The organism is Tenacibaculum aquaeponti, assembly GCF_057221555.1.
In genome coordinates, this window is sequence record NZ_CM170147.1 from 3,562,285 (window position 1) to 3,582,411 (window position 20,127).

The following is a 20,127-nucleotide window of genomic DNA, read 5'->3' on the forward strand; positions in this document are numbered from 1 at the left end:
TTTGTTTAGCTATTTCAAATTTAATTTATTTCTCCAGATAGAATCTTTATTTTGATTTTTATTCCAATAGTCAACTTTAATAGTATTCATTAATGAAGCTTCTGTAGTCAATATTTTTTTGTTTTTTCCATAACCACTATTGTGTGATTCTTTCCAGTTCAATATTTTATGAGGAAAAGAAGATTCAAAACTGATTTGTAAAGTTCGGTTGAGTTTTGAGTATGAAATTTTATAAGTTGATATATCTTCTGATTTATTTAATTCAATATTTGCGATATAGCTTTTAAATTCTTTATGTTTTGAATTTAAAAAAAAGAAAGAAGGTATGATTTCTATATCTCCAGTAGGAAGTAATTCAGGGTTTAGTCTGATTAAAGACCATAAATCATCTTCTAAAAGTACTTTTTTGATTTTTTTATTTAGAAAAGAAGCTCCTTCAAAATAAGAATTAAAGTTTAAAAGAAGGTGGTCTTTATTGTTTTTCATTTCAACATAAGTCATACCACACCATTCTTGCATTGATGAAGCTATTTTTAATGAATAATTATCTTTTTCAAAAGGGAAAAATGTACTATTCATCATTGAATAAGGATAAATTCCAGTATTAAACTTCTTATTCATATTTAATTTTAGAACAGGAATATTATTGGGGTTAGGGTAATCTGCTTTAGTGTTTGAGGTTTGTGAAAATGGTTCGGTGACAAAAATCAAAGTAGCAGTTCCTTCGTGAATTTCTCCATATCTTGCTTGTGAAAGCTTATAGCTTGAGATTTCAGCATTACCATCATACCAATATTTTTTTGTTTCAGGAGATACAGTTCTTGTTTTTTCTACAATTATTGCTGAATGTTTAATTTCACTTGCGTTTGAATTTATACATGAATATATTGTTAAAGTTATAAGTGTCGAAGTTATAATAGTTGCTAATCTTTTCATTTTTAAAATGTATAAATAAAAAACCCAAGTTGATTAACTTGGGCTTTAGTTTTTTTTATTCTTCGTCTATTTCAGTTCGGGTTTCTTTAGGTTTTTCACCTTTTTCAATTTTTATAGTTAAGCGTTTAGTTTCTTCGCTTAGATCCATAAAAATAGAATCACCTTCATCTAATTTAGAGTTTACAATTTCTTCAGCTAGAGCATCTTCAATATATTTTTGAATTGCTCTTTTTAGAGGTCTTGCTCCATATTGCTTATCAAATCCTTTATTAGCAATGTAATCTTTAGCTTTTTCAGAAAGATTTAAATGATAACCTAATTCAGAAATACGAGATAAAAGTTTCTTTAATTCGATATCGATAATTTTGTGAATATCTTCACGCTCTAGAGAGTTAAAGATAATTACATCATCAATACGATTTAAGAATTCAGGAGCGAATGATTTTTTAAGTGCTCCTTCAATTATACTCTTAGCATGCTCGTCTTCCTGATCTTTCTTAGATTTAGTTCCGAAACCAACTCCACCGCCAAAATCTTTTAATTTTCTAACTCCAATGTTAGAAGTCATTATAATAATTGTGTTTCTGAAGTCGATTTTTCTTCCTAAACTATCAGTGATATGTCCATCATCTAAGATTTGTAAAAGCATATTAAATACATCAGGATGTGCTTTTTCAATCTCATCTAAAAGAACAACAGAGTAAGGTTTACGACGAACTTTTTCAGTTAACTGTCCACCTTCTTCGTATCCAACATAACCTGGAGGTGCTCCAATTAATCTTGAAATGGCAAATTTCTCCATGTATTCACTCATGTCAATTCTGATTAAAGATTCATCAGAATCGAAAAGTTCTTTAGCTAAAACTTTTGCTAATTGAGTTTTACCAACGCCTGTAGAGCCTAAAAATATAAAAGAACCAATAGGTTTATTAGGGTCTTTTAAACCAACTCTGTTACGTTGAATTGCTTTAACTACTTTTGTAACGGCTTCGTCTTGACCAATTACTTTTCCTTGAATTAAAGAAGGTAATTCAGCTAAACGATTACTTTCTGCTTCTGCAACTCTATTTACAGGTATTCCTGTCATCATAGAAACAACCTCAGCAACATTATCTTCGGTAACAGTCTCTCTGTGTAATTTAGAATCTTCTTCCCATTGTTGTTGAGCAGAATCTAATGCTGCTTCAATGTTTTTTTCGTCATCTCTTAGTTTTGCAGCTTCCTCGTATTTTTGTCCACTAACAGCTTTAGTTTTACGTTGTCTTATTTCCTCAAGCTTAGCTTCTAATTCTAAGATTTGTTGAGGAACAACAATATTTGTAATGTGAATACGAGATCCAGCTTCATCTAAAGCGTCAATAGCTTTGTCTGGTAAGAAGCGATCTGTCATATATCTATTCGTTAATTTTACACAAGCTTCAATAGCTTCATCTGTAAATTCAACATTATGATGTACTTCGTATTTTCCTTTAATATTATGAAGAATTTGAATTGTTTCTTCTACAGTTGTAGGGTCAACCATTACTTTTTGAAAACGACGTTCTAATGCACCGTCTTTTTCAATATTAGTTCTGTATTCATCAAGAGTGGTTGCACCAATACACTGAATTTCTCCACGCGCTAAAGCTGGTTTTAACATGTTTGATGCGTCTAATGATCCAGTTGCTCCACCAGCGCCAACAATAGTGTGAATTTCATCAATAAAAAGAATAATATCATCATTCTTTTCAAGTTCGTTCATTAAAGCTTTCATTCGCTCTTCAAATTGCCCTCTATATTTTGTGCCGGCTACAAGACTTGCTAAGTCAAGAGAAACAATTCTTTTGTCAAATAAAATTCGAGACACTTTTCGGTTAACAATTCGTAAAGCTAACCCTTCAGCAATTGCAGATTTACCAACTCCTGGCTCTCCAATTAACATAGGGTTGTTTTTCTTACGCCTACTTAGTATTTGAGAAACACGTTCTATTTCTTTTAATCTACCAACAACAGGGTCTAATTTCCCGTTTTCAGCCAAAGCTGTAAGGTCTCTTCCAAAATTATCTAAAACTGGAGTTTTTGATTTTTTATTAGTTTTACTCCTAGGATTTTGTTGTTGCCCGTATGGTTCAGATTTATCGTCAGCAAAATCATCACCTGGAGTTTCAGCAATTGGATTAATTGGTAAATCTCCATCCTCAATATTTAATTCTTTGTAAAGAGCTTTTGCTTGATCATAGTCAACATCATATTTTTGAAGTAACTTAGTTGTCGGGTCATTTTCATTACGCAAAATACATAATAATAAATGAGCAGTGTCTATAGCATTGCTTTGATATAACTTAGCTTCTAAAAAAGTAGTTTTTATAGCTTTTTCAGCTTGCCTAGTTAGATGTAAGTTGTTTTTTTGATTAAGTTCATTAGCAGAAACAGGATTTAATCTTTCCAATTTGTTGCGAACTAAATCTAAATCAATATCAAAAGTTGATAATATATCTATAGCTTTTCCATCTCCTTTTCTAATAAGTCCAAGTAAAAGATGTTCAGTGCCTATGAAATCATGGCCTAATCGTAAAGCTTCTTCTTTACTAAAAGTGATAACATCTCTAACTCCTGGTGAAAAATTTTCGTCCATAAATTAATTTCTTTTGTTGTAAAGTTAGTAAGAATTTTGTAGAAAAATTACAAAAACAATGCCAGTGAAAAAAAAAGACAAAAAGGCAGGTTTGAGTAAAAGAAATTATCTCATAAAAATTCTTTTCAATTGTTAATAAATATAATGAAAATAAAATAAGAAAACTTGGCAAGTTTTAGTTAAAATAATATCTTGCGTTGCTTATCGGAGGTGATTAAGTTATAACGAAAAGTGAATTTTATAAAAGTAAAATTCACTTTTTTATAAAACAAATACTAATTTTTTAAAAAAAGATTAATATGGCAGATGGTGAAAAGTTGATTCCAATCAATATTGAAGAGCAAATGAAGTCAGCCTACATTGATTACTCAATGTCGGTTATTGTTTCTAGGGCTCTTCCAGATGTAAGAGATGGTTTAAAACCTGTACATAGGAGAGTTTTGTTTGGAATGCATGAATTGGGAATTAGATCTACAGGTGCATATAAAAAGTCCGCAAGAGTAGTAGGGGAAGTGCTAGGAAAGTATCACCCACACGGAGATACTTCAGTATATGATTCAATGGTGCGTATGGCTCAAAATTGGAGTATGCGTTACATGATGGTTGACGGACAAGGGAATTTTGGATCTGTTGATGGGGATAGTCCAGCAGCTATGCGTTATACAGAGGTTAGAATGCAGAAGATTTCTGAAGAAATGCTTTCAGATATTGAAAAAGAGACTGTAGATTTAAAACTTAATTTTGATGATACTTTACATGAACCAACTGTATTACCAACTAGAATTCCTAACCTTCTAGTAAATGGAGCTTCAGGTATTGCTGTAGGTATGGCAACTAACATGGCTCCTCATAACCTTACTGAAGTAATTAACGGAACTGTTGCTTATATAGATAATAGAGAGATAGAAATAGATGAGTTAATGCAACACATTAAAGCACCTGATTTCCCTACTGGAGGTATTATTTATGGTTATGACGGGGTAAGAGATGCTTTTCATACAGGAAGAGGGCGTATTGTTATGCGTGCTAAAGCTACTATTGAAGAAGTAAAAGGAAGGGAGTGTATTATCGTTACTGAAATTCCATATCAAGTCAACAAGGCAGAAATGATTAAAAAAACTGCTGATTTGGTAAATGATAAAAAACTTGAAGGAATTGCAAGTATTCGTGATGAATCGGATCGTAAAGGAATGAGGATTGTTTATGTTCTAAAACGTGATGCAATTCCTAATATCGTTCTTAATAAGTTATTTAAGTATACGCAGTTACAAACTTCTTTTAGTGTAAATAATATTGCACTTGTAAAAGGAAGACCTGAGCAATTAAATTTAAAGCAGTTAATTCATTATTTCGTTGAACATAGACATGAAGTAATTGTTCGTAGAACACAATACGAATTAAAGAAAGCAGAGGCGAGAGCTCATATTTTAGAAGGTTTAATAATAGCTTCTGATAATATAGATGAAGTAATTGCCATTATAAGAGGTTCTGCAAATGCTGATGAAGCAAGAGAAAGCTTAATTGAACGTTTTGAGTTAACTGAAATTCAAGCAAAAGCTATCGTTGAAATGCGATTACGTCAGTTAACAGGACTAGAACAAGATAAGTTAAGAGCAGAATACGATGAAATTGTTAAAACTATAGCAGATTTAAAAGATATTCTTGCAAATGAACCAAGAAGATATCAGATTATTAAAGATGAGTTAATCTTAATAAGAGATAAATACGGTGATGAAAGAAAGTCTACTATAGAATATGCTGGAGGAGATATGAGAATAGAGGATATGATTCCTAATTCTAAAGTGGTAGTAACCATTTCTCATGCAGGATATGTAAAAAGAACGAATTTAGATGAATATAAAGTTCAAAACAGAGGTGGAAGAGGTCAAAAAGGAGTTACAACCAGAAATGAAGACTTTTTAGAGCACCTTTTTGTAGGTACAAACCATCAACATATGCTTTTCTTTACTCAGAAAGGTAAAGTATTCTGGATGCGTGTTTATGAAATTCCTGAAGGAGGTAAAAATACCAAAGGTAGAGCTATTCAAAATCTTATTAATATTGAACAAGACGATAAGGTAAAAGCATTTTTGGTTACAGATGATTTAAAAGATGAAGATTATATCAATAATCATTATGTAATTATGGCTACTAAAAAAGGGAAGGTTAAAAAAACTCCTCTAGAACAATATTCAAGACCAAGAGCAAATGGTATTAATGCTATTACTATTAAAGAAGGAGATGAGTTGTTAGAAGCTAAATTAACTACTGGAGATAGTCAAGTAATGTTGGCGTTACGTTCTGGAAAAACGATTCGTTTTGAGGAAGAAAAAACTAGACCAATGGGAAGAACTGCATCTGGAGTTAGAGGTATTACTTTACAAAGTGAAGAAGATGAGGTTATTGGTATGGTTTCTGTAAATGATATGGAAAGCAATATTCTAGTAGTGTCTGAAAAAGGATATGGAAAGCGTTCTAAGTTAGAAGATTATAGAATAACTAATAGAGGAGGAAAAGGTGTGAAAACATTGAATATTTCCGAAAAAACAGGTAATTTGGTCGCTATAAAAAATGTAGATGATTCTAATGATTTAATGATAATCAATAAATCAGGAATTACTATTCGAATGGCTGTTGAAGATTTAAGAGTTATGGGTAGAGCTACGCAAGGAGTGAAACTAATAAATATTAAGAATAATGATAGTATTGCAGCAGTAGCTAAAGTTATGCATGAAGATGAAGAGGATGAAAATGGCACGGAAATTGAAAACCAAATTAATGAGAATTAAAGAACTGTATAACAATAACTAAAACAACAAAAATGAAAAAACAAGTTTTAGCACTTTCTTTAGGTTTAATTACAATAGCCTCTTTCGGACAGAAAAAAGAGCTAAAATCTATGGAAAAAGCCATAAATAAAAATGATTTTAATGGGGCGCTTACCATAGGTAATTCTCTAACGAGTACCATAGAGAGTGCTGACGATAAGTATAAAACTAAATATTACTTTTTAACAGGTCAAGCATTATTAGGGATTAAAAAATATGAAGAAGCATCTAATTCTTTTAATCAATTATTTGATTATGAGAAAAAAATAGGAAAAGAACGTTACTCATCTGAAGCAAGACCAATGTTAAATAAGATTATACAATCGGTTTCAGATAAAGCTGTAGGTTTTTATAATAATGATAAAAATTACGTTGAAGCAGCAAAGTTCTTTTATTTAACATATAAATTAAGTCCTAGAGATACTTCTTTTGCTTATAACGCTGCAGTAAGTGCTACTCAAGCAAAAGATTATGATGCTGCTTTAAAATATTATAGAGAGTTAGAAAAAGTTGGATACACGGGTAAAGAAGTGATGTATTTAGCTACAGATAAATCAACAGGAGAAGAAAAAAACCTGGGAACTAAAGATAATAGAGATCTTATGGTTAAAACAGGTAGTTTTATTAAGCCTGTAGATAAAACTTCTGAAGGGAAATTCGCAATTATAAAAAAGAATATAGCTTTAATATTAAAAGAGCAAGGTAAAACAGATGAGGCTTTAGCAGCTATGTCTGCTGCTAGAAAAGCTTTACCAGGTGATTTGAGCTTGCTTTTAAATGAAGCTCAATTATACATTGATTTAAACCAAATGGATAAATTTGGGGAGTTAATGAATGAAGCTATTAGTTTAGATCCTAAAAACCCTACATTGTATTACAATTTAGGAGTGGTAAATACGAATCAAGGTAGAAGAGAAGATGCTGTTAAATATTATAAGAAAGCTATTGAATTAAAGCCAGATTATGCTGATGCTTATATGAATTTATCTGCTGTAATTTTAGAGGAAGAGAAAACTATAGTAGAAGAAATGAATAAAAACTTATCAAACTTTAAAAAGTATGACGAGTTAGCATTAAGACAGAAAGAGGTTTATAAGGAAGCTTTACCATATTTAGAAAAGGCTGATAGTTTAAACCGTAGTGTAGATACTGTTAAGTCTTTAATGAGTATTTATGAAGTTTTAGAAATGGGAGCGAAAGCGAAAGAATTTAGAACTATATACAAATCAATGAAATAATAATTGTTTGATTGACTAGTCCTAAATAACCGTTACAGTTATTTATTGATTAAATATATTAAACATCATCTAAATCTATAGCTTTAGATGATGTTTTTTTTCGATATGATTTTATCTTCATTTTATTTTGTTGATGTGCCTGGTTAGGAGTTTTAAAATGACATGACCAATGCGGTCTTTTAGAGTTATAAATAGTTATTGATTGCTTTACTATTTTCTTCATTATCTTAATATCTAGATTTGTGGTAGCAATAAAGAACTCTTGTTTTAAGATTCCATTAACCCGTTCAGCTATCGCATTTTGATATGGATCGTATGATTCTGTCATACTACATTTAATATTATGTTTTGATAAAATATTTTGATAGATGTTACTACAGTACTGCAATCCTCTATCTGAATGATGGATAAGTTCCTTCTCTGGATATACTCTATTTTTCATAGCTATCTCCAAGGCTTTTACCGTTGAGCTTACTTCTAAAGTTTTATCCAAATGATATCCTATGATTTTCTTAGAATATGCATCTGTAATTAATGATAAATACATAGGGTTCTTACGATTGCCTAAATATGTAATATCTGCTACCCATACTTGTTCTGGTCTATTTATTTCCAGATTTTCAATAAGATTAGTATGTTTTCTAAAACGATGATGAGAGTTGGTTGTAATGTGATAACTCTTTTGTCGTTTTATCAATAGTTTATTAGCTCGTAAAATATCAAATAATCGATCTCTTCCAACAGCTAAACTGCTTAATTCCTCCGAAAGAAGATAATACAGTTTTCTTGTCCCAATACTTGGTTGTTCCATTCTTACACGCTTAACCAATTCAACAACCTTATTGGCTATTGATTGAGATTTCTTAACTCTATAGTTAGCTCGATAATAGACCTGTCTGCTAAACCCAAGTAATTTACAGGTAGAAGAAATACTTTCTTTCTTTTGTAAAACAAACATATCAATTACTCGGTTTTGGAGTTTTTTCTAATAGGAATATTATACTCTTTCTCAGCTAAATCAATCATCATATCAAACAGTATCGCTTTCTTCTCTGATGCTGCTGCTTGAGCTTTTAAACGATTGTTTTGCTTTTCTAATTGACGTAATTTTTGCTCTAACTCTAATAATTTTTGTTCTGGTGATTTTGGCATATTAGATGGTGTTTGATCAGTCCAATCAAAGTTACCATATTTTCTCAACCATACTAAAACAGTACTTCTTCCTTGAATCCCATATTTAAGTTGAGCTTGTTTGTAGGTTAATTCGCCTTTTTCTACTTCCGATACAACCGAAAGTTTAAAACTCATCGTATAATCTTTCTGAGTACGTTTGCGGTAAATGTTGTCGTTCATAAGGTTACAAATTTGTGTAACGCTATTTCAGGACGAGACAGATATAAAATAAAAAAAGGATAGTTGAAAAACTATCCTTTTTTTTATTTTATACTATTTTCTTTATAACTCGTAATTTATGAGTGTGTTGTTGTGTGTCAGTATTATAAATCCCACTATGATCTAGTTTGTCAATCCTTACTTTACCATGTGCGTGAATAATGTTGTAATCATTCATTACAATACCTACGTGAGTAATAGTTCCTTCATCATTATCGAAAAATGCTAAGTCACCAGGTTCACTTTCTTCAATAAAGCTTAAAACATCTCCTTGAGTAGCTTGTTCACTCGCGTCTCTTAAAAGTTTAAAACCACATAATTTATATACGGTTTGAGTAAAACCAGAGCAATCGATACCAAAAGGAGTTTTTCCACCCCATAAATATGGAACATTTAAAAAGTGATAAGCAGTTTCAATGATAGAATTTTTATTTAATACACCATGGTTAACTTTTCCTTCATAAGAAAATTTCTTATCGTTTAATGAAAAACTTTTATCCTTATAAAATGGAAGTCTAGCACCCAAAGGAACGGTTGTTAAATTATTGTCTTTATCAAAGATAAAATCAATTAATTCTCCTGAATAATATTGTTCTTGATTATCTAATTGATGGTACAATTCTTCGGAGATATTTTCATACTGTTTATTATCAATATATCCTTCATAGCCATCGTAAGAAAGCTTTATTTTGCTCCATTTTTTAAATTTCTCAAGAACAGTAAAATGCTCACCGAAAACCAATTGATTTACCATTTCAGATACATCAGTTGGCTCCAGTCGAAGCGGTACAATACTTAAATTACAAATTCCGTACAAATAGAAAATCTTTATATTTTAGATTCTTTCAATAACCATTGCGCTAGCACCACCACCACCGTTACAAATACCAGCAGCACCAATTTTAGCGTCGTTTTGTTTTAATATAGATGTTAAAGCAATAACAATTCTAGCTCCAGAAACACCTAATGGATGTCCTAAAGAAACTGCTCCACCATTTACATTTACTTTATCTGTAGATAAACCTAAAATTTTGGTGTTAGCTAAACCAACAACAGAAAAAGCTTCATTTAATTCAAAATAATCTACATCTTCAATTGCAACACCAGCTTTTGCTAAAGCTTTTGGTAATGCTTTTGCTGGTGCAGTAGTAAACCATTTTGGTTCATGAGCGGCATCAGCATATCCTTTAATTTTAGCTAAAGGAGTAATGCCTAATTCTTGAGCTTTTTCAGCAGACATTAATACTAACGCTGCACCACCATCATTAATTGTAGAAGCATTAGCGGCAGTAACAGTTCCTTCTTTAGTGAAAGCAGGACGCAAAGCAGGAATTTTCTCCATTTTTACATTCTTATATTCTTCGTCTTCACTAAAAATAACAGGTTCACCTCTTCTTTGAGGGATTTCTACAGGAACAACCTCGTCAGCAAATTTTCCTTCGCTCCATGCTTTAGCAGATCTGTTATAAGACTCGATAGCAAAGTTATCTTGATCTTCTCTCGAGAAATCATATTCTACAGCACATTCATCAGCACAAACTCCCATTGCAACTTGTTCGTAAGCATCTACTAACCCATCTTTTTGCATTCCATCCTCCATTTTTACTGGACCAAACTTAGTCGCAGATCTTGCATGTTGATAATGAGGAATCATACTCATGTTTTCCATACCACCAGCAACAACGATATCAGCATCACCTAAGGCGATTGCTTGGGCTCCTAGCATGATTGATTTCATTCCAGAAGAACAAACTTTATTTACTGTAGTACAAGGAACTGTATCTGGAATTCCTGCTAAAATAGCAGCCTGACGAGCAGGAGCTTGTCCTAAACCAGCAGAAACAACATTCCCCATAAATACCTCATCAACCAATTCAGGTTTTAAATTAATTTTATCTAAAGCGCCTTTAATCGCTACCGAACCTAATTTTGGAGCAGGAGTTGTTGATAAAGTTCCTAAGAAACTTCCAATTGGAGTTCTGGCAACAGAGGCTATAACTACTTCTTTCATGTTAAATTTGTTTGCTTTTTGTTATGCGAAAATAACTATTTTATGATAAGTTCTCAAATAATATCAAAAGGTTATATTTACATAATTAATTAAGGGTAATGAATAAAATAATTAACAGTCTATACAAAAACAATTCAGCGATTTACAGAGTTTTTCTTTTTGTTATAACCGCTTTTTTTATTGTGTATTTATTACCTAAAGGAGGAAAGTTTCGTTATGATTATTCCCCCGGTAAACCTTGGTCTTATAACAATTTATATGCTCCGTTTGATTTTGCTACACAAAAAACTAAAGATGAGATTTCTGAAGAAATAAATCAAATCAAATCATCTGTTCAACAGTATTTTTCTTTTGATACAGAAGTTTCTGAGTATACTAAGAATGAATTTATTTCTGCCATAAATGCACTTCAGGTTTCAGATAGTTTGTCTGAACATGATGTTAATAGGTTGAAAAAAAAGGGGGTATCGGTAATTAATAAAATTTATGAATTTGGCTTTGTAGATGAGGTTTCTAAAGGAAAAGTAAATAGTAGTCCTACAATTGTTTTAAGGAAATCTAATGAAATATCTAATATCCCTTTTTCTAAACTAATTCAATCGAAAGATATACTTTCTATCATTGTAAATGAATTATCTGTTTTAAAAGAAGATTATGGAAGAGATTTTGTAATTAAGAAACTTTCAGAAATTTTAGAGCCTAATGTTACTTTCGATGAAGAGTTTTCTCAGAAAGAATTAGATCTAGCTTTAAAAGAGATCTCCTATACAAAAGGGAAGATTAATAAAGACGAATTAATTATTCAAAAGGGAGACATAGTTGAAGGAGAGAATTTAAATAAGTTAAATTCTTTAAAGGAAGCGTCTAAGTCTCAAATTTGGACAAAATCTAACTATAACTGGTTGGTTTTTGGATATACAATTTTGGTGTCTTTAGCTTTGTTAATGCTTCTTTTGTTCTTGCATCGTTACCGAAAAGAAATTTTTGATAATAATAGCAAAATCACGTTTATATTTTCGAATATTTTACTGATGATTTTTGTTCAAACTTTGTTGGTTAAATACAATTCAGATTACTTATATGTAATTCCATTAACAATTTTACCGATAGTTTTAAAAGCTTTTTTCGATGCTCGTTTAGGATTATTTACACACATTTTAACTGTATTGTTATTAGGTTTTATTGTGCCGAATAGTTTTGAATTTATTTACTTGCATATTATTGCTGGAATTGTAGCTGTACTTTCAACTTCAGAGTTATATAAAAGAGCTAGTTTATTTATTTCTGTAGCTCAAATTACATTGATTTATATGCTAACCTACTTTGCGTTTTCAATTATAAAAGAAGGAAATGTAAGTAGTATTAAAGGGATTTATTTTGGATTATTTGCTATGAATGGTTTATTATCATTTTTAGCAGTTTTTTTTATTTATTTCTATGAAAAAGTATTCGGGTTGGTTTCAGATGTAACATTATTAGAACTATCCAATACAAATTCACCATTATTGAGAGAATTGAATGAAAAAGCACCAGGAACTTTTCAACATTCAATACAAGTCGCTAATTTAGCTGAAGCAGCAGCAAATGAGATAGGAGCAAATTCAATGTTAGTAAGAACAGGAGCCTTGTATCATGATATTGGTAAGATGGTAAACCCGAAATATTTTACAGAGAATCAGATTACAGGTGTAAACCCCCATAATGATTTATCACCTAAAGATAGTGCTCAAATTATCTTAAATCACGTTATAAAAGGGATTGAAATAGCTAAAAAGAACAACTTACCAGATAGGATTATAGATTTTATTAGAACACATCATGGAACAAGCCTAGTATATTATTTTTATAAGAAAGAACAAGAAAATAATCCTGATATGGAAGTTGATGAAAAGAAGTTTAGATATCAAGGACCCATACCATTTTCTAAAGAAACAGCAATTTTAATGATTTGTGATGCTGCAGAGGCAGCTTCTAAGAGTTTGAAAAAACCATCAGCACAATCGATAGATGAACTTATAGATAGAGTAGTGGAAGGCCAAAAAAACATGAATCAGTTCATAAATTCAGATATTACGTTTAGAGAAATAGAAAAAATAAAAAAAATTATTAAGAGTAAGTTGATGAATATCTATCACTTACGAGTTGAGTATCCAGAATAATATTTTTTTTTCTAAAAAAAACTTGTGAGATTCTTTTTCTAATCTTAAATTTGCACTCGCAATTTTTAAGTTTTCAAAACTTAAAGGAGAGGTGGCAGAGTGGTAATGCAGCAGCCTGCTAAGCTGTCATCCTTCGGGATGCCCGGGTTCGAATCCCGGTCTCTCCGCAAAAGATTGTAAAAACACCTCGGGGTGTAGCGTAGCCCGGTCATCGCGCCTGCTTTGGGAGCAGGAGGTCGCAGGTTCGAATCCTGCCACCCCGACAAAAAGACTTATTGGTCGCGTAGCTCAGCTGGATAGAGCATCTGCCTTCTAAGCAGACGGTCACAGGTTCGAATCCTGTCGCGATCACAAGAAAACAAAGACTTTCAGGAAACTGGAAGTCTTTCTTGTTTTAAAATTGCTTGTTTTTTGATCCAAAAAAACTATTATTAATTTGTTACTATTATATTCAAATTAAAATTATGTAGTTATTAATTGATAAGGTAATTTAATCGTTAGATTTCATAATAAGGTATCATTAGGAAAATTTAAAGGACACTGTTTGTAGTTTTTTAATTACCAGGAAACTCATGTATCCTAGTAAAGATTTTTACAACTAAGCTGTCAGAATTTAAAAGTCTTAGGGATATTTGTTTATCATTATATTCAACTTTCCAAAAACTTCTTTTAATTTTATCGTTATAAGGAATAAATTGAATTTCAGGTTTATGTCCATGAACATTATATATTCCACGTATTCTTCCATTAGAAGAATTGATTAAAAATCTTTTGTCCCAACGTAAAAATAAATATTCATTATTTTGAACTGATTCGTCAAAGAAAATTCCATTACCATTCGATTTTTCTAATTTCCATAGACCTAATAATTTATCTCCATAAGTTTTTGGGAGCTGATTTGTTTTTTCTAAAGTTACTTTTACATTTTGCCCTTCTTCAATTCGTTTCCAAATCATTTTATTAGTGTCAAAAGAAACCTTAAAAGGTTCATTTTGATCTGTTAAACCATTAGTGTTTTTAATTGATAGTTCTTGTGAATTTTGATTAAAATTCCAAGTTCCAATAGAATGTTGAAACCAGCCGTTTCCTGATTGTTGGGTAAAATCAGAATTAAACTTCATCCATCTCGAATTTGGAGTCATTATTTCATCTCCAACCATAACTGATTTAACAATCCAAAATCCTTTTACTGTCTTATCTTTTTTACAATTTGAGAAAGATAGAGTTATAGTGAGAAGTATTATAATTTTTGTTTTCATGCTTATTATCATTAAATTAATATGTTTACAATTTTCTGTGCGAGTTGCATCTCGTTAGTTCTGTCTCCTATTATTACTAAAAACAAAGCAGCTATCATAGATTTGTTCACCGAAGCTGCGTCTAACTTTACATCTTTGTCAAATGGAAGATTCCAAGTTCTATCAGCCAACCTTAAGTAGTTTTCGTAGATAGTTTATTACTACACCACCGTGAAATAGGTTTTGCTCATTAAGGGTTTGAAAAAGTGAGTCAACTTTCTTTGTATAAATGGATTTTTCTCCTAAGATCGATTGTTATTCTTGTAAATGGCATCCGAATATCATTAATATTCCGAATATTTCAATCCGTAATTTTAACCGGTATACTAGATTTCTCATTTGTACAAGTATGATTTTTTAAATAACAAATGCTTATTGAGGGGGAATTTTGTCAAGCAATTCTTCCAAAATTTCATCCTTTTCATCTAAAAGATGATCTTTAATAATGATATCAGGAATAACTCCTTTCTTATTATCGATTCCACTTACTCGATTAATTTTTCCTTTAGAAACTTCTACAACAATCCCTGTTTTTGGTAATTGATAATTATAAATTGAAGCGTATAAGTTTGGATATTCACCTGTTTCTTCACCTACTATAGTTCCAAAATTATAATCTTGTATTTGTGCAGCAGTTACTGTTGATTGTGAATAAGATTGTCTATTAACTAGCACGTAAACTTTTCCTTGAAAACGTTTATTTAATGGTTGCGGTTTATAAAAGCCAAAGTCATAATCATAGATATCTCCATCTTTATGTTTTAAGATAGATTTCCAATATCTTTGAGTTGTATCTTTATATTTTCTTGTGTGTTCTTTTAAATGTTTGCTAGTTTTTAATTGAAACTTAGATGACCATTTAAAAGGTTTGTCAGCAATATAGGATACCAAAAAATCACCAAAAGCATCATCTCCACCAGAATGATTGCGTAAGTCAATAATTAAATTTTCAGGTTTCTTATTTTTTATTTCTACAAACGAAGAATCTATAAACTGTTTGTATTTATCTATATCACCACCAAAATCTCCAGGTCTTATATATACTATTTCTTTTGACAATAATTTAAATAGCATATTGTGTTTAAGAATATCATCACGCTTCATTTCATATTCTTCTATAGCTTTTATTGATTGCAAATTATAAGAGGTTTTAATATCATCTCGAATAATATCAACTTCAAAAGTTTGTAGCTCACCAAAAGTCAACCAATAAAATCTAGGGAGAGTTAAGTTTTCTAATTGAGCGTTCTTAAAGTATAATCGTTCAGCTGAGATTTGTGGATAAATCTTCTGGAGTACTTTGTCAATAGGTGTATTATTAATACTTATAAGTTCATCTCCAACTTTAATACTTGCGTTTTTTGACCAGTTTTTTCTAACATAAACATTACCATTTTCAACAGCTACTTCTAGAGGGAAAATAGTTCCTCCAGATTGAGCATATGTAACATATGATTGAACAGGAAAAGGAATTCTAGTATGTCCATTATTAACTTTAGAAACTATTTTTTGAAATGTTTTTGTAGTTTCTAGGACACTAAAACTATCTTTTTTAATTTCTTGTTTAATATTACTGTAATTTTTTTCAAATTCAGTTTTGCTGGTATATGCATATAAATTTATATGGGTGTCTTCTAGAGAAGTTTTTAAATACTTTAAATCTGATAATATATCAGCTTTTGAAAACTTATTTTGACTATAAACTATGTTTAAACTAATGATTGAAAAAATAAATATGAATTTGATTTTCATTAAAACTGTTTTTTTATTATTGATTATTCATTTTTTTTAAGGCTTCCTTTTGTTCTTTAAGAGTTTTTACACCATATTTTTTACGTTCTTGATCATCTACTTTAAGAGAATCATAATTTTCTTGTATCCAAGGTTTACCTTCTTCTTTAAAGAATTGGGTTCCATAAATTTGAGGTTTGCCAATACTTAAAAGATAACGATCTATAGCTGCAGCATATAGTGATTTATTTATCGTAGAATCAATAGCTATTGCTTTTTTTATAAGTTCAACTGTTTTGGCATAACTTACAGAATCATCTCGGGCATGTTGAAAAATCATGGCTGCTCTTGCGTAATCTTTACCAGTTTTGATTTTTCCTGAATCTAATAATTGTTGTACCCTTATTCTACGAATACTGTCATTTCTATGAAGATTATGCCAATCTATAGTATCAATTTTTCGTTCATTTTGATCATCGTTATAGATATTGATTAACTCTAAGTTATCCTTAGTTGTTATTTTTTTATTTGAGTTAACTTCTTTACAACTGCATATTTTTAAAAAAATGACTAAAATTAACAATTTCCTCATATTTCTAGTTTTTATACTATTTAACATGAATAGATTTTTTATAGGTGGTTTTACCTTTTTCATTTGTGATAACAAGAATAAACTTGCCTTTTGGTAAATAAAAATTTAGAGAAGGTCTTTTTTTATTTAAATAAATTCGATCTATAGGAACTCCGTTTTTTTCATCTGAAACAAAAACCTCTGCTATCCCTTTTTTTACCATTTTAGGGGAAGTAATGGTGATATGCTTACGTTTTCCATTAAGAGACTTCCACAGAGGTCTTTGATTTTTATAATTTGTCCTAGGATGAATTAACTGAATGTCTACTTTTCCTTTTTTGTCTTCTGTCACCCAATACTCTTTGCTTTTGTTTTTTAAAACTAAATATTCTTCTGGATTTATTTTATTAATTATATGTTGGTAATTTGGATCAGAAAATTTAAAGTTTCCTTTCTCCATCAATCCAACTTGGTCAATTGTTAGTGGGTCTATACCTGTCAATTCTTTAAAACACTTTGCCATCATATCTAATCCAAAGTGTTCTTTTTCCATAATATGGTCATACCCCGCATGTACTAATACTTTTGCTTTTGGATCAATATCAAAAATCCTTTCTTTTAAATTTTGTGCTTGAGCTGTTTCTCTTTCAATAATACTTTGCCTCTGGGCTTTTTGACTATCAGATAAGGTTACCATTTTTGGATTCTCTTGCTCATAAGGAATAATTTTATATCCTATCGTAATAGCAGTTCTTATTAAATCAGCATATTCTGGTTCATTAATATAAGAAAGCATACGTTCTTTTTGTTGAATGATTCCAGTATCCTTTGGCATTAAAGTTTCAGCTGCAAAATAGCGGAAACCTTTATTGTATAATTTTTGTAATAGTTGATGAGTAAACGCACGATGCTGAGGTACATGATGAGCTTCATTTATAAAAATAGCTTGATGTTGGTCTCCTAAAGTTGTAATCTCATTAATAGCTTTGTATGGTTTAAACTGATCTAGATTTACAGTTTTTTTTGATGAACGAGTATAATTACTTGCTAAGTCTCTAGCTTCTAAAGCTTTTTTATATCTTCCAGCTATGGCTAAATTTGTTGAATATAGATCGTAATAAAAGTTCTTAAGTAATCTATCTTCTTTGTACATTGCTTCTAAAGTACTCATGCTTTCCGTAGCAGCGAAATAACTTTTAGTTTTATTAAATACCTCTTGAGGAATTTTATCAGGACTTGGTAATATTGCCTTCTTCTTTATTTTGGATGTTTTTTTGGTTTTATCAGAAGATACCTCAAAAAAACTCTTTTCTAATTTAGGGTTTAGCTCAATACTTTCAGTTGTAATACGTTGTTGGTATTCTATAATTTCACGTTCAAAAGGAAACAAAATACCATTTACTTTTTTATAATTTGAAAAGACAGAAGTTATAGTAACTAAACCTAATTCTTCATGATATAAGTTCGTTTCTGATTTTGCAAGTGTGTAATCATGATTCTTAATCCAATAAATATTACCATCGGACCTCTTAATTACGAAGCAGTCTACTCCATTGTATTTGTCTTTTTTAAGAAGTGTAAAACTCCCTTTTAATAAAGGACTAGGGAAATCAGAAACTATATTAGCTAAATATTTTGCTCTTTTGCGGCTAGTTTTTGAAACTTTTCCTTTTTCTATTTTATAAGCATCTTTTAGGTTGAAAACTTCTGTACTCTCTCCAGAAACAGAAGAAGCTTTAAGTTCAGTTTTTACTCCTTTTTTTTTATCAATAGCCACAATACTTTCAATAGAAACTCCTGCTTGTTCGAGATGAATATTTCTTTTTTCAATAGTTCCAGTTAGTTTTAGTAATCTATTTTTTCCTCCTAATCTTTCTAAATGTTTTCCTATTATCTTTTCTATAGATTGACCAAAAGAGAAACTGGTTATACCTATAAAAAATATAATTAGTATTTTCTTCATAATGTATTCCTTTTTAAAAGCAGCAAATCTATCTGTAAGAAGAGATTGAATCGTCCGAATGCTTCTATTCGGACGTATATAAGTGTTAATGTTTGTTAAAAAACAACTAATGTTATTAATAATTGTTTTAAGAATCAGCTTTTATTAAAGTAAAACAACCGTTGTGAGTATAATGGAGAAGTAAGGATTACCTTTAAGAGTAATTTTTTAGAGTTTTAATATATTGAGTAGGCGTAAGTTTTGTTTGTTTTTTAAACACACTATTGAAGGTGGATTTTGAATTGAAGCCGCAATCGTAAGCAAGACCTAATAAGGAAAGTTTTTGATTATTATTAGATTTTACTCGCTCCTGAAACTCTTTAACTCGGTAAGAGTTCACAAAGTCATAGAAATTTTTAGAGAAGTTTTGATTTATTTTTAATGATACTTGTTTGGGTTTCATTTCTAGCAATTCTGACAACATGGAAAGATTGAGTTCTTGATTTAAGTAGGGTTTTTGAGTATCCATTAAAGTGTTTATTTTGGATAAAAAAATAGTATCTTTTTCAATAGTATCTTTTTCATAGGATTGCTCTTTGATTTTTAGAGGTAACGATTTTAGGTTTACAAGGTCACGTTCTTTTTGAATATACCCTTTAAAACCGATCCAACAATTAATGACTGCAAGTATCACAAAATTGGGTAAAAAATAATATTCTCGATAATAACTATCAAAAACAAATCGATCTGTATCCGAAATAATTCTCCATAAAATTTGGTAACTCACATAAATAATAATAGGGGTTTGAAGCCATTTTAAGGAGATGTTTTCAATTTTAGAATAATATTCTTTTAGCTGTTTTTGATGTTTTATAAGAATGCGTAATGAAATAAAACTGTACACAAAAATAGAAAACACTCCAAGCCACTGTTGAGTTAGATATACATATGAGTAAGTAGGTAATTCATTTAAATACAATCCATCAGAGCCAATTCTATAGAAAGAAGTTCTATAAAAAATAAATTCTAAAACAAGTGGTAAAAAGTGTAAGAAATTAGATCTTTTAAATTTGAATTTATGGTCACTAATGCACTTTGTATAAAAATAAAGAGCTGGACCACTTCCGAAAAGCATCTCCATTTGAATATAGCGAAATACATATAATAAACCTTGATCTTTTAACACATTTACCAAAACGATATTTACAACAATGAGTGCATAAAAAAACACAAGTGAAGCAAGAAAGATATTTGCTAATCTTCGAGGATGTTTAAAAGCAATTAAACCACTTAAAATCATTGCTTGTAAACCACATACACACATAATAGTAAATAAAATGGGATTGGATGTAATCATTTAAATTAGTTTAATTGTTGTCAATTTGCAATAAACGCACTAATGTAAAT

The 20,127-nt window shown here is 30.4% G+C and carries 14 protein-coding genes and 3 tRNA genes; 6 read left to right on the top strand and 11 right to left on the bottom strand.

What is annotated here, in order from left to right:
• Positions 1–9: 9 nt before the first annotated feature.
• Positions 10–936 carry a septum formation inhibitor Maf gene (locus tag AC2TEO_RS16265; RefSeq protein WP_442265831.1) on the bottom strand — a complete coding sequence of 309 codons (927 nt, stop codon included), beginning with the start codon at positions 934–936 and terminating at the stop codon, positions 10–12.
• 55 nt (positions 937–991) lie between these two features.
• Entirely contained in the window at positions 992–3,550 is a 2,559-nt protein-coding gene (locus AC2TEO_RS16270; protein WP_442265832.1) for an ATP-dependent Clp protease ATP-binding subunit, read from the bottom strand.
• A gap of 299 nt (positions 3,551–3,849) precedes the next feature.
• On the opposite strand from AC2TEO_RS16270, the gene gyrA reads away from it, so the two are divergent.
• Both gyrA and AC2TEO_RS16280 read left to right on the top strand, forming a co-directional pair.
• The gene (gene gyrA, locus AC2TEO_RS16275; protein ID WP_442265833.1) at positions 3,850–6,339 is read left to right on the top strand and encodes a DNA gyrase subunit A; all 2,490 of its coding nucleotides are present in this window, start codon (positions 3,850–3,852) and stop codon (positions 6,337–6,339) included.
• A gap of 32 nt (positions 6,340–6,371) precedes the next feature.
• Positions 6,372–7,616, top strand: coding sequence for a tetratricopeptide repeat protein (locus tag AC2TEO_RS16280; protein WP_442265834.1), 1,245 nt, complete (start codon positions 6,372–6,374; stop codon positions 7,614–7,616).
• Between the two features lie 58 nt (positions 7,617–7,674).
• Here the strand turns inward: AC2TEO_RS16280 and AC2TEO_RS16285 are convergent.
• The 3 genes from AC2TEO_RS16285 to AC2TEO_RS16295 all read right to left on the bottom strand — a co-directional run bounded on the left by AC2TEO_RS16285 (position 7,675) and on the right by AC2TEO_RS16295 (position 11,019).
• Positions 7,675–8,969 (bottom strand): IS3 family transposase gene (locus AC2TEO_RS16285; protein ID WP_442265835.1). Its coding sequence is split into 2 segments (ribosomal slippage): positions 7,675–8,603 and positions 8,603–8,969, totalling 1,296 coding nucleotides; the frame shifts between segments, so codons are not numbered across the junction.
• Positions 8,970–9,057: 88 nt separating this feature from the next.
• On the bottom strand, positions 9,058–9,825 hold the full coding sequence (locus AC2TEO_RS16290) for a C40 family peptidase (RefSeq protein WP_442265836.1): 768 nt from the start codon (positions 9,823–9,825) through the stop codon (positions 9,058–9,060).
• An 18-nt stretch (positions 9,826–9,843) separates the two neighbouring features.
• On the bottom strand, positions 9,844–11,019 hold the full coding sequence (locus AC2TEO_RS16295) for an acetyl-CoA C-acyltransferase (protein ID WP_442265837.1): 1,176 nt from the start codon (positions 11,017–11,019) through the stop codon (positions 9,844–9,846).
• Positions 11,020–11,117: 98 nt separating this feature from the next.
• On the opposite strand from AC2TEO_RS16295, the gene AC2TEO_RS16300 reads away from it, so the two are divergent.
• The 4 genes from AC2TEO_RS16300 (at position 11,118) to AC2TEO_RS16315 (ending at position 13,529) form a co-directional block, all read left to right on the top strand.
• On the top strand, positions 11,118–13,178 hold the full coding sequence (locus AC2TEO_RS16300; protein WP_442265838.1) for an HD family phosphohydrolase: 2,061 nt from the start codon (positions 11,118–11,120) through the stop codon (positions 13,176–13,178).
• Positions 13,179–13,263: 85 nt separating this feature from the next.
• Positions 13,264–13,345: transfer RNA gene (locus AC2TEO_RS16305), tRNA-Ser, on the top strand.
• A 21-nt stretch (positions 13,346–13,366) separates the two neighbouring features.
• Positions 13,367–13,441 (top strand) — tRNA-Pro (locus AC2TEO_RS16310).
• Positions 13,442–13,455: 14 nt separating this feature from the next.
• A tRNA-Arg gene (locus AC2TEO_RS16315) sits at positions 13,456–13,529 on the top strand.
• Positions 13,530–13,732: 203 nt separating this feature from the next.
• Here AC2TEO_RS16315 and AC2TEO_RS16320 read toward each other — a convergent pair.
• The 6 genes from AC2TEO_RS16320 to AC2TEO_RS16345 form a co-directional block, all read right to left on the bottom strand.
• Positions 13,733–14,437 (bottom strand): hypothetical protein, encoded by a 705-nt coding sequence (locus tag AC2TEO_RS16320; protein WP_442265839.1) that lies wholly within the window; start codon positions 14,435–14,437, stop codon positions 13,733–13,735.
• 11 nt (positions 14,438–14,448) lie between these two features.
• Positions 14,449–14,607 carry a hypothetical protein gene (locus AC2TEO_RS16325; RefSeq protein WP_442265840.1) on the bottom strand — a complete coding sequence of 53 codons (159 nt, stop codon included), beginning with the start codon at positions 14,605–14,607 and terminating at the stop codon, positions 14,449–14,451.
• Positions 14,608–14,848: 241 nt separating this feature from the next.
• A complete protein-coding gene (locus tag AC2TEO_RS16330; RefSeq protein WP_442265841.1) occupies positions 14,849–16,228 on the bottom strand; it encodes a S41 family peptidase in 1,380 nt (459 codons plus the stop codon).
• Positions 16,229–16,244: 16 nt separating this feature from the next.
• Positions 16,245–16,799: a DUF6624 domain-containing protein gene (locus tag AC2TEO_RS16335; protein ID WP_442265842.1), complete on the bottom strand. Its 555-nt coding sequence runs from the start codon at positions 16,797–16,799 to the stop codon at positions 16,245–16,247.
• Between the two features lie 16 nt (positions 16,800–16,815).
• Positions 16,816–18,741, bottom strand: coding sequence for a LolA-like protein (locus AC2TEO_RS16340; protein ID WP_442265843.1), 1,926 nt, complete (start codon positions 18,739–18,741; stop codon positions 16,816–16,818).
• Positions 18,742–18,934: 193 nt separating this feature from the next.
• Complete coding sequence (locus AC2TEO_RS16345; protein ID WP_442265844.1) at positions 18,935–20,077, bottom strand: helix-turn-helix domain-containing protein; 1,143 nt, start codon at positions 20,075–20,077, stop codon at positions 18,935–18,937.
• Positions 20,078–20,127: the final 50 nt, after the last annotated feature.

Coding starts and splice junctions, on each gene's coding strand:
- AC2TEO_RS16345 (WP_442265844.1), bottom strand. CDS start 20,077: ATGATTACATCCAATCCCATTTTATTTACTATTATGTGTGTATGTGGT.
- AC2TEO_RS16265 (WP_442265831.1), bottom strand. CDS start 936: ATGAAAAGATTAGCAACTATTATAACTTCGACACTTATAACTTTAACA.
- AC2TEO_RS16340 (WP_442265843.1), bottom strand. CDS start 18,741: ATGAAGAAAATACTAATTATATTTTTTATAGGTATAACCAGTTTCTCT.
- AC2TEO_RS16300 (WP_442265838.1), top strand. CDS start 11,118: ATGAATAAAATAATTAACAGTCTATACAAAAACAATTCAGCGATTTAC.
- AC2TEO_RS16330 (WP_442265841.1), bottom strand. CDS start 16,228: ATGAAAATCAAATTCATATTTATTTTTTCAATCATTAGTTTAAACATA.
- gyrA (WP_442265833.1), top strand. CDS start 3,850: ATGGCAGATGGTGAAAAGTTGATTCCAATCAATATTGAAGAGCAAATG.
- AC2TEO_RS16270 (WP_442265832.1), bottom strand. CDS start 3,550: ATGGACGAAAATTTTTCACCAGGAGTTAGAGATGTTATCACTTTTAGT.
- AC2TEO_RS16280 (WP_442265834.1), top strand. CDS start 6,372: ATGAAAAAACAAGTTTTAGCACTTTCTTTAGGTTTAATTACAATAGCC.
- AC2TEO_RS16295 (WP_442265837.1), bottom strand. CDS start 11,019: ATGAAAGAAGTAGTTATAGCCTCTGTTGCCAGAACTCCAATTGGAAGT.
- AC2TEO_RS16320 (WP_442265839.1), bottom strand. CDS start 14,437: ATGAAAACAAAAATTATAATACTTCTCACTATAACTCTATCTTTCTCA.
- AC2TEO_RS16335 (WP_442265842.1), bottom strand. CDS start 16,799: ATGAGGAAATTGTTAATTTTAGTCATTTTTTTAAAAATATGCAGTTGT.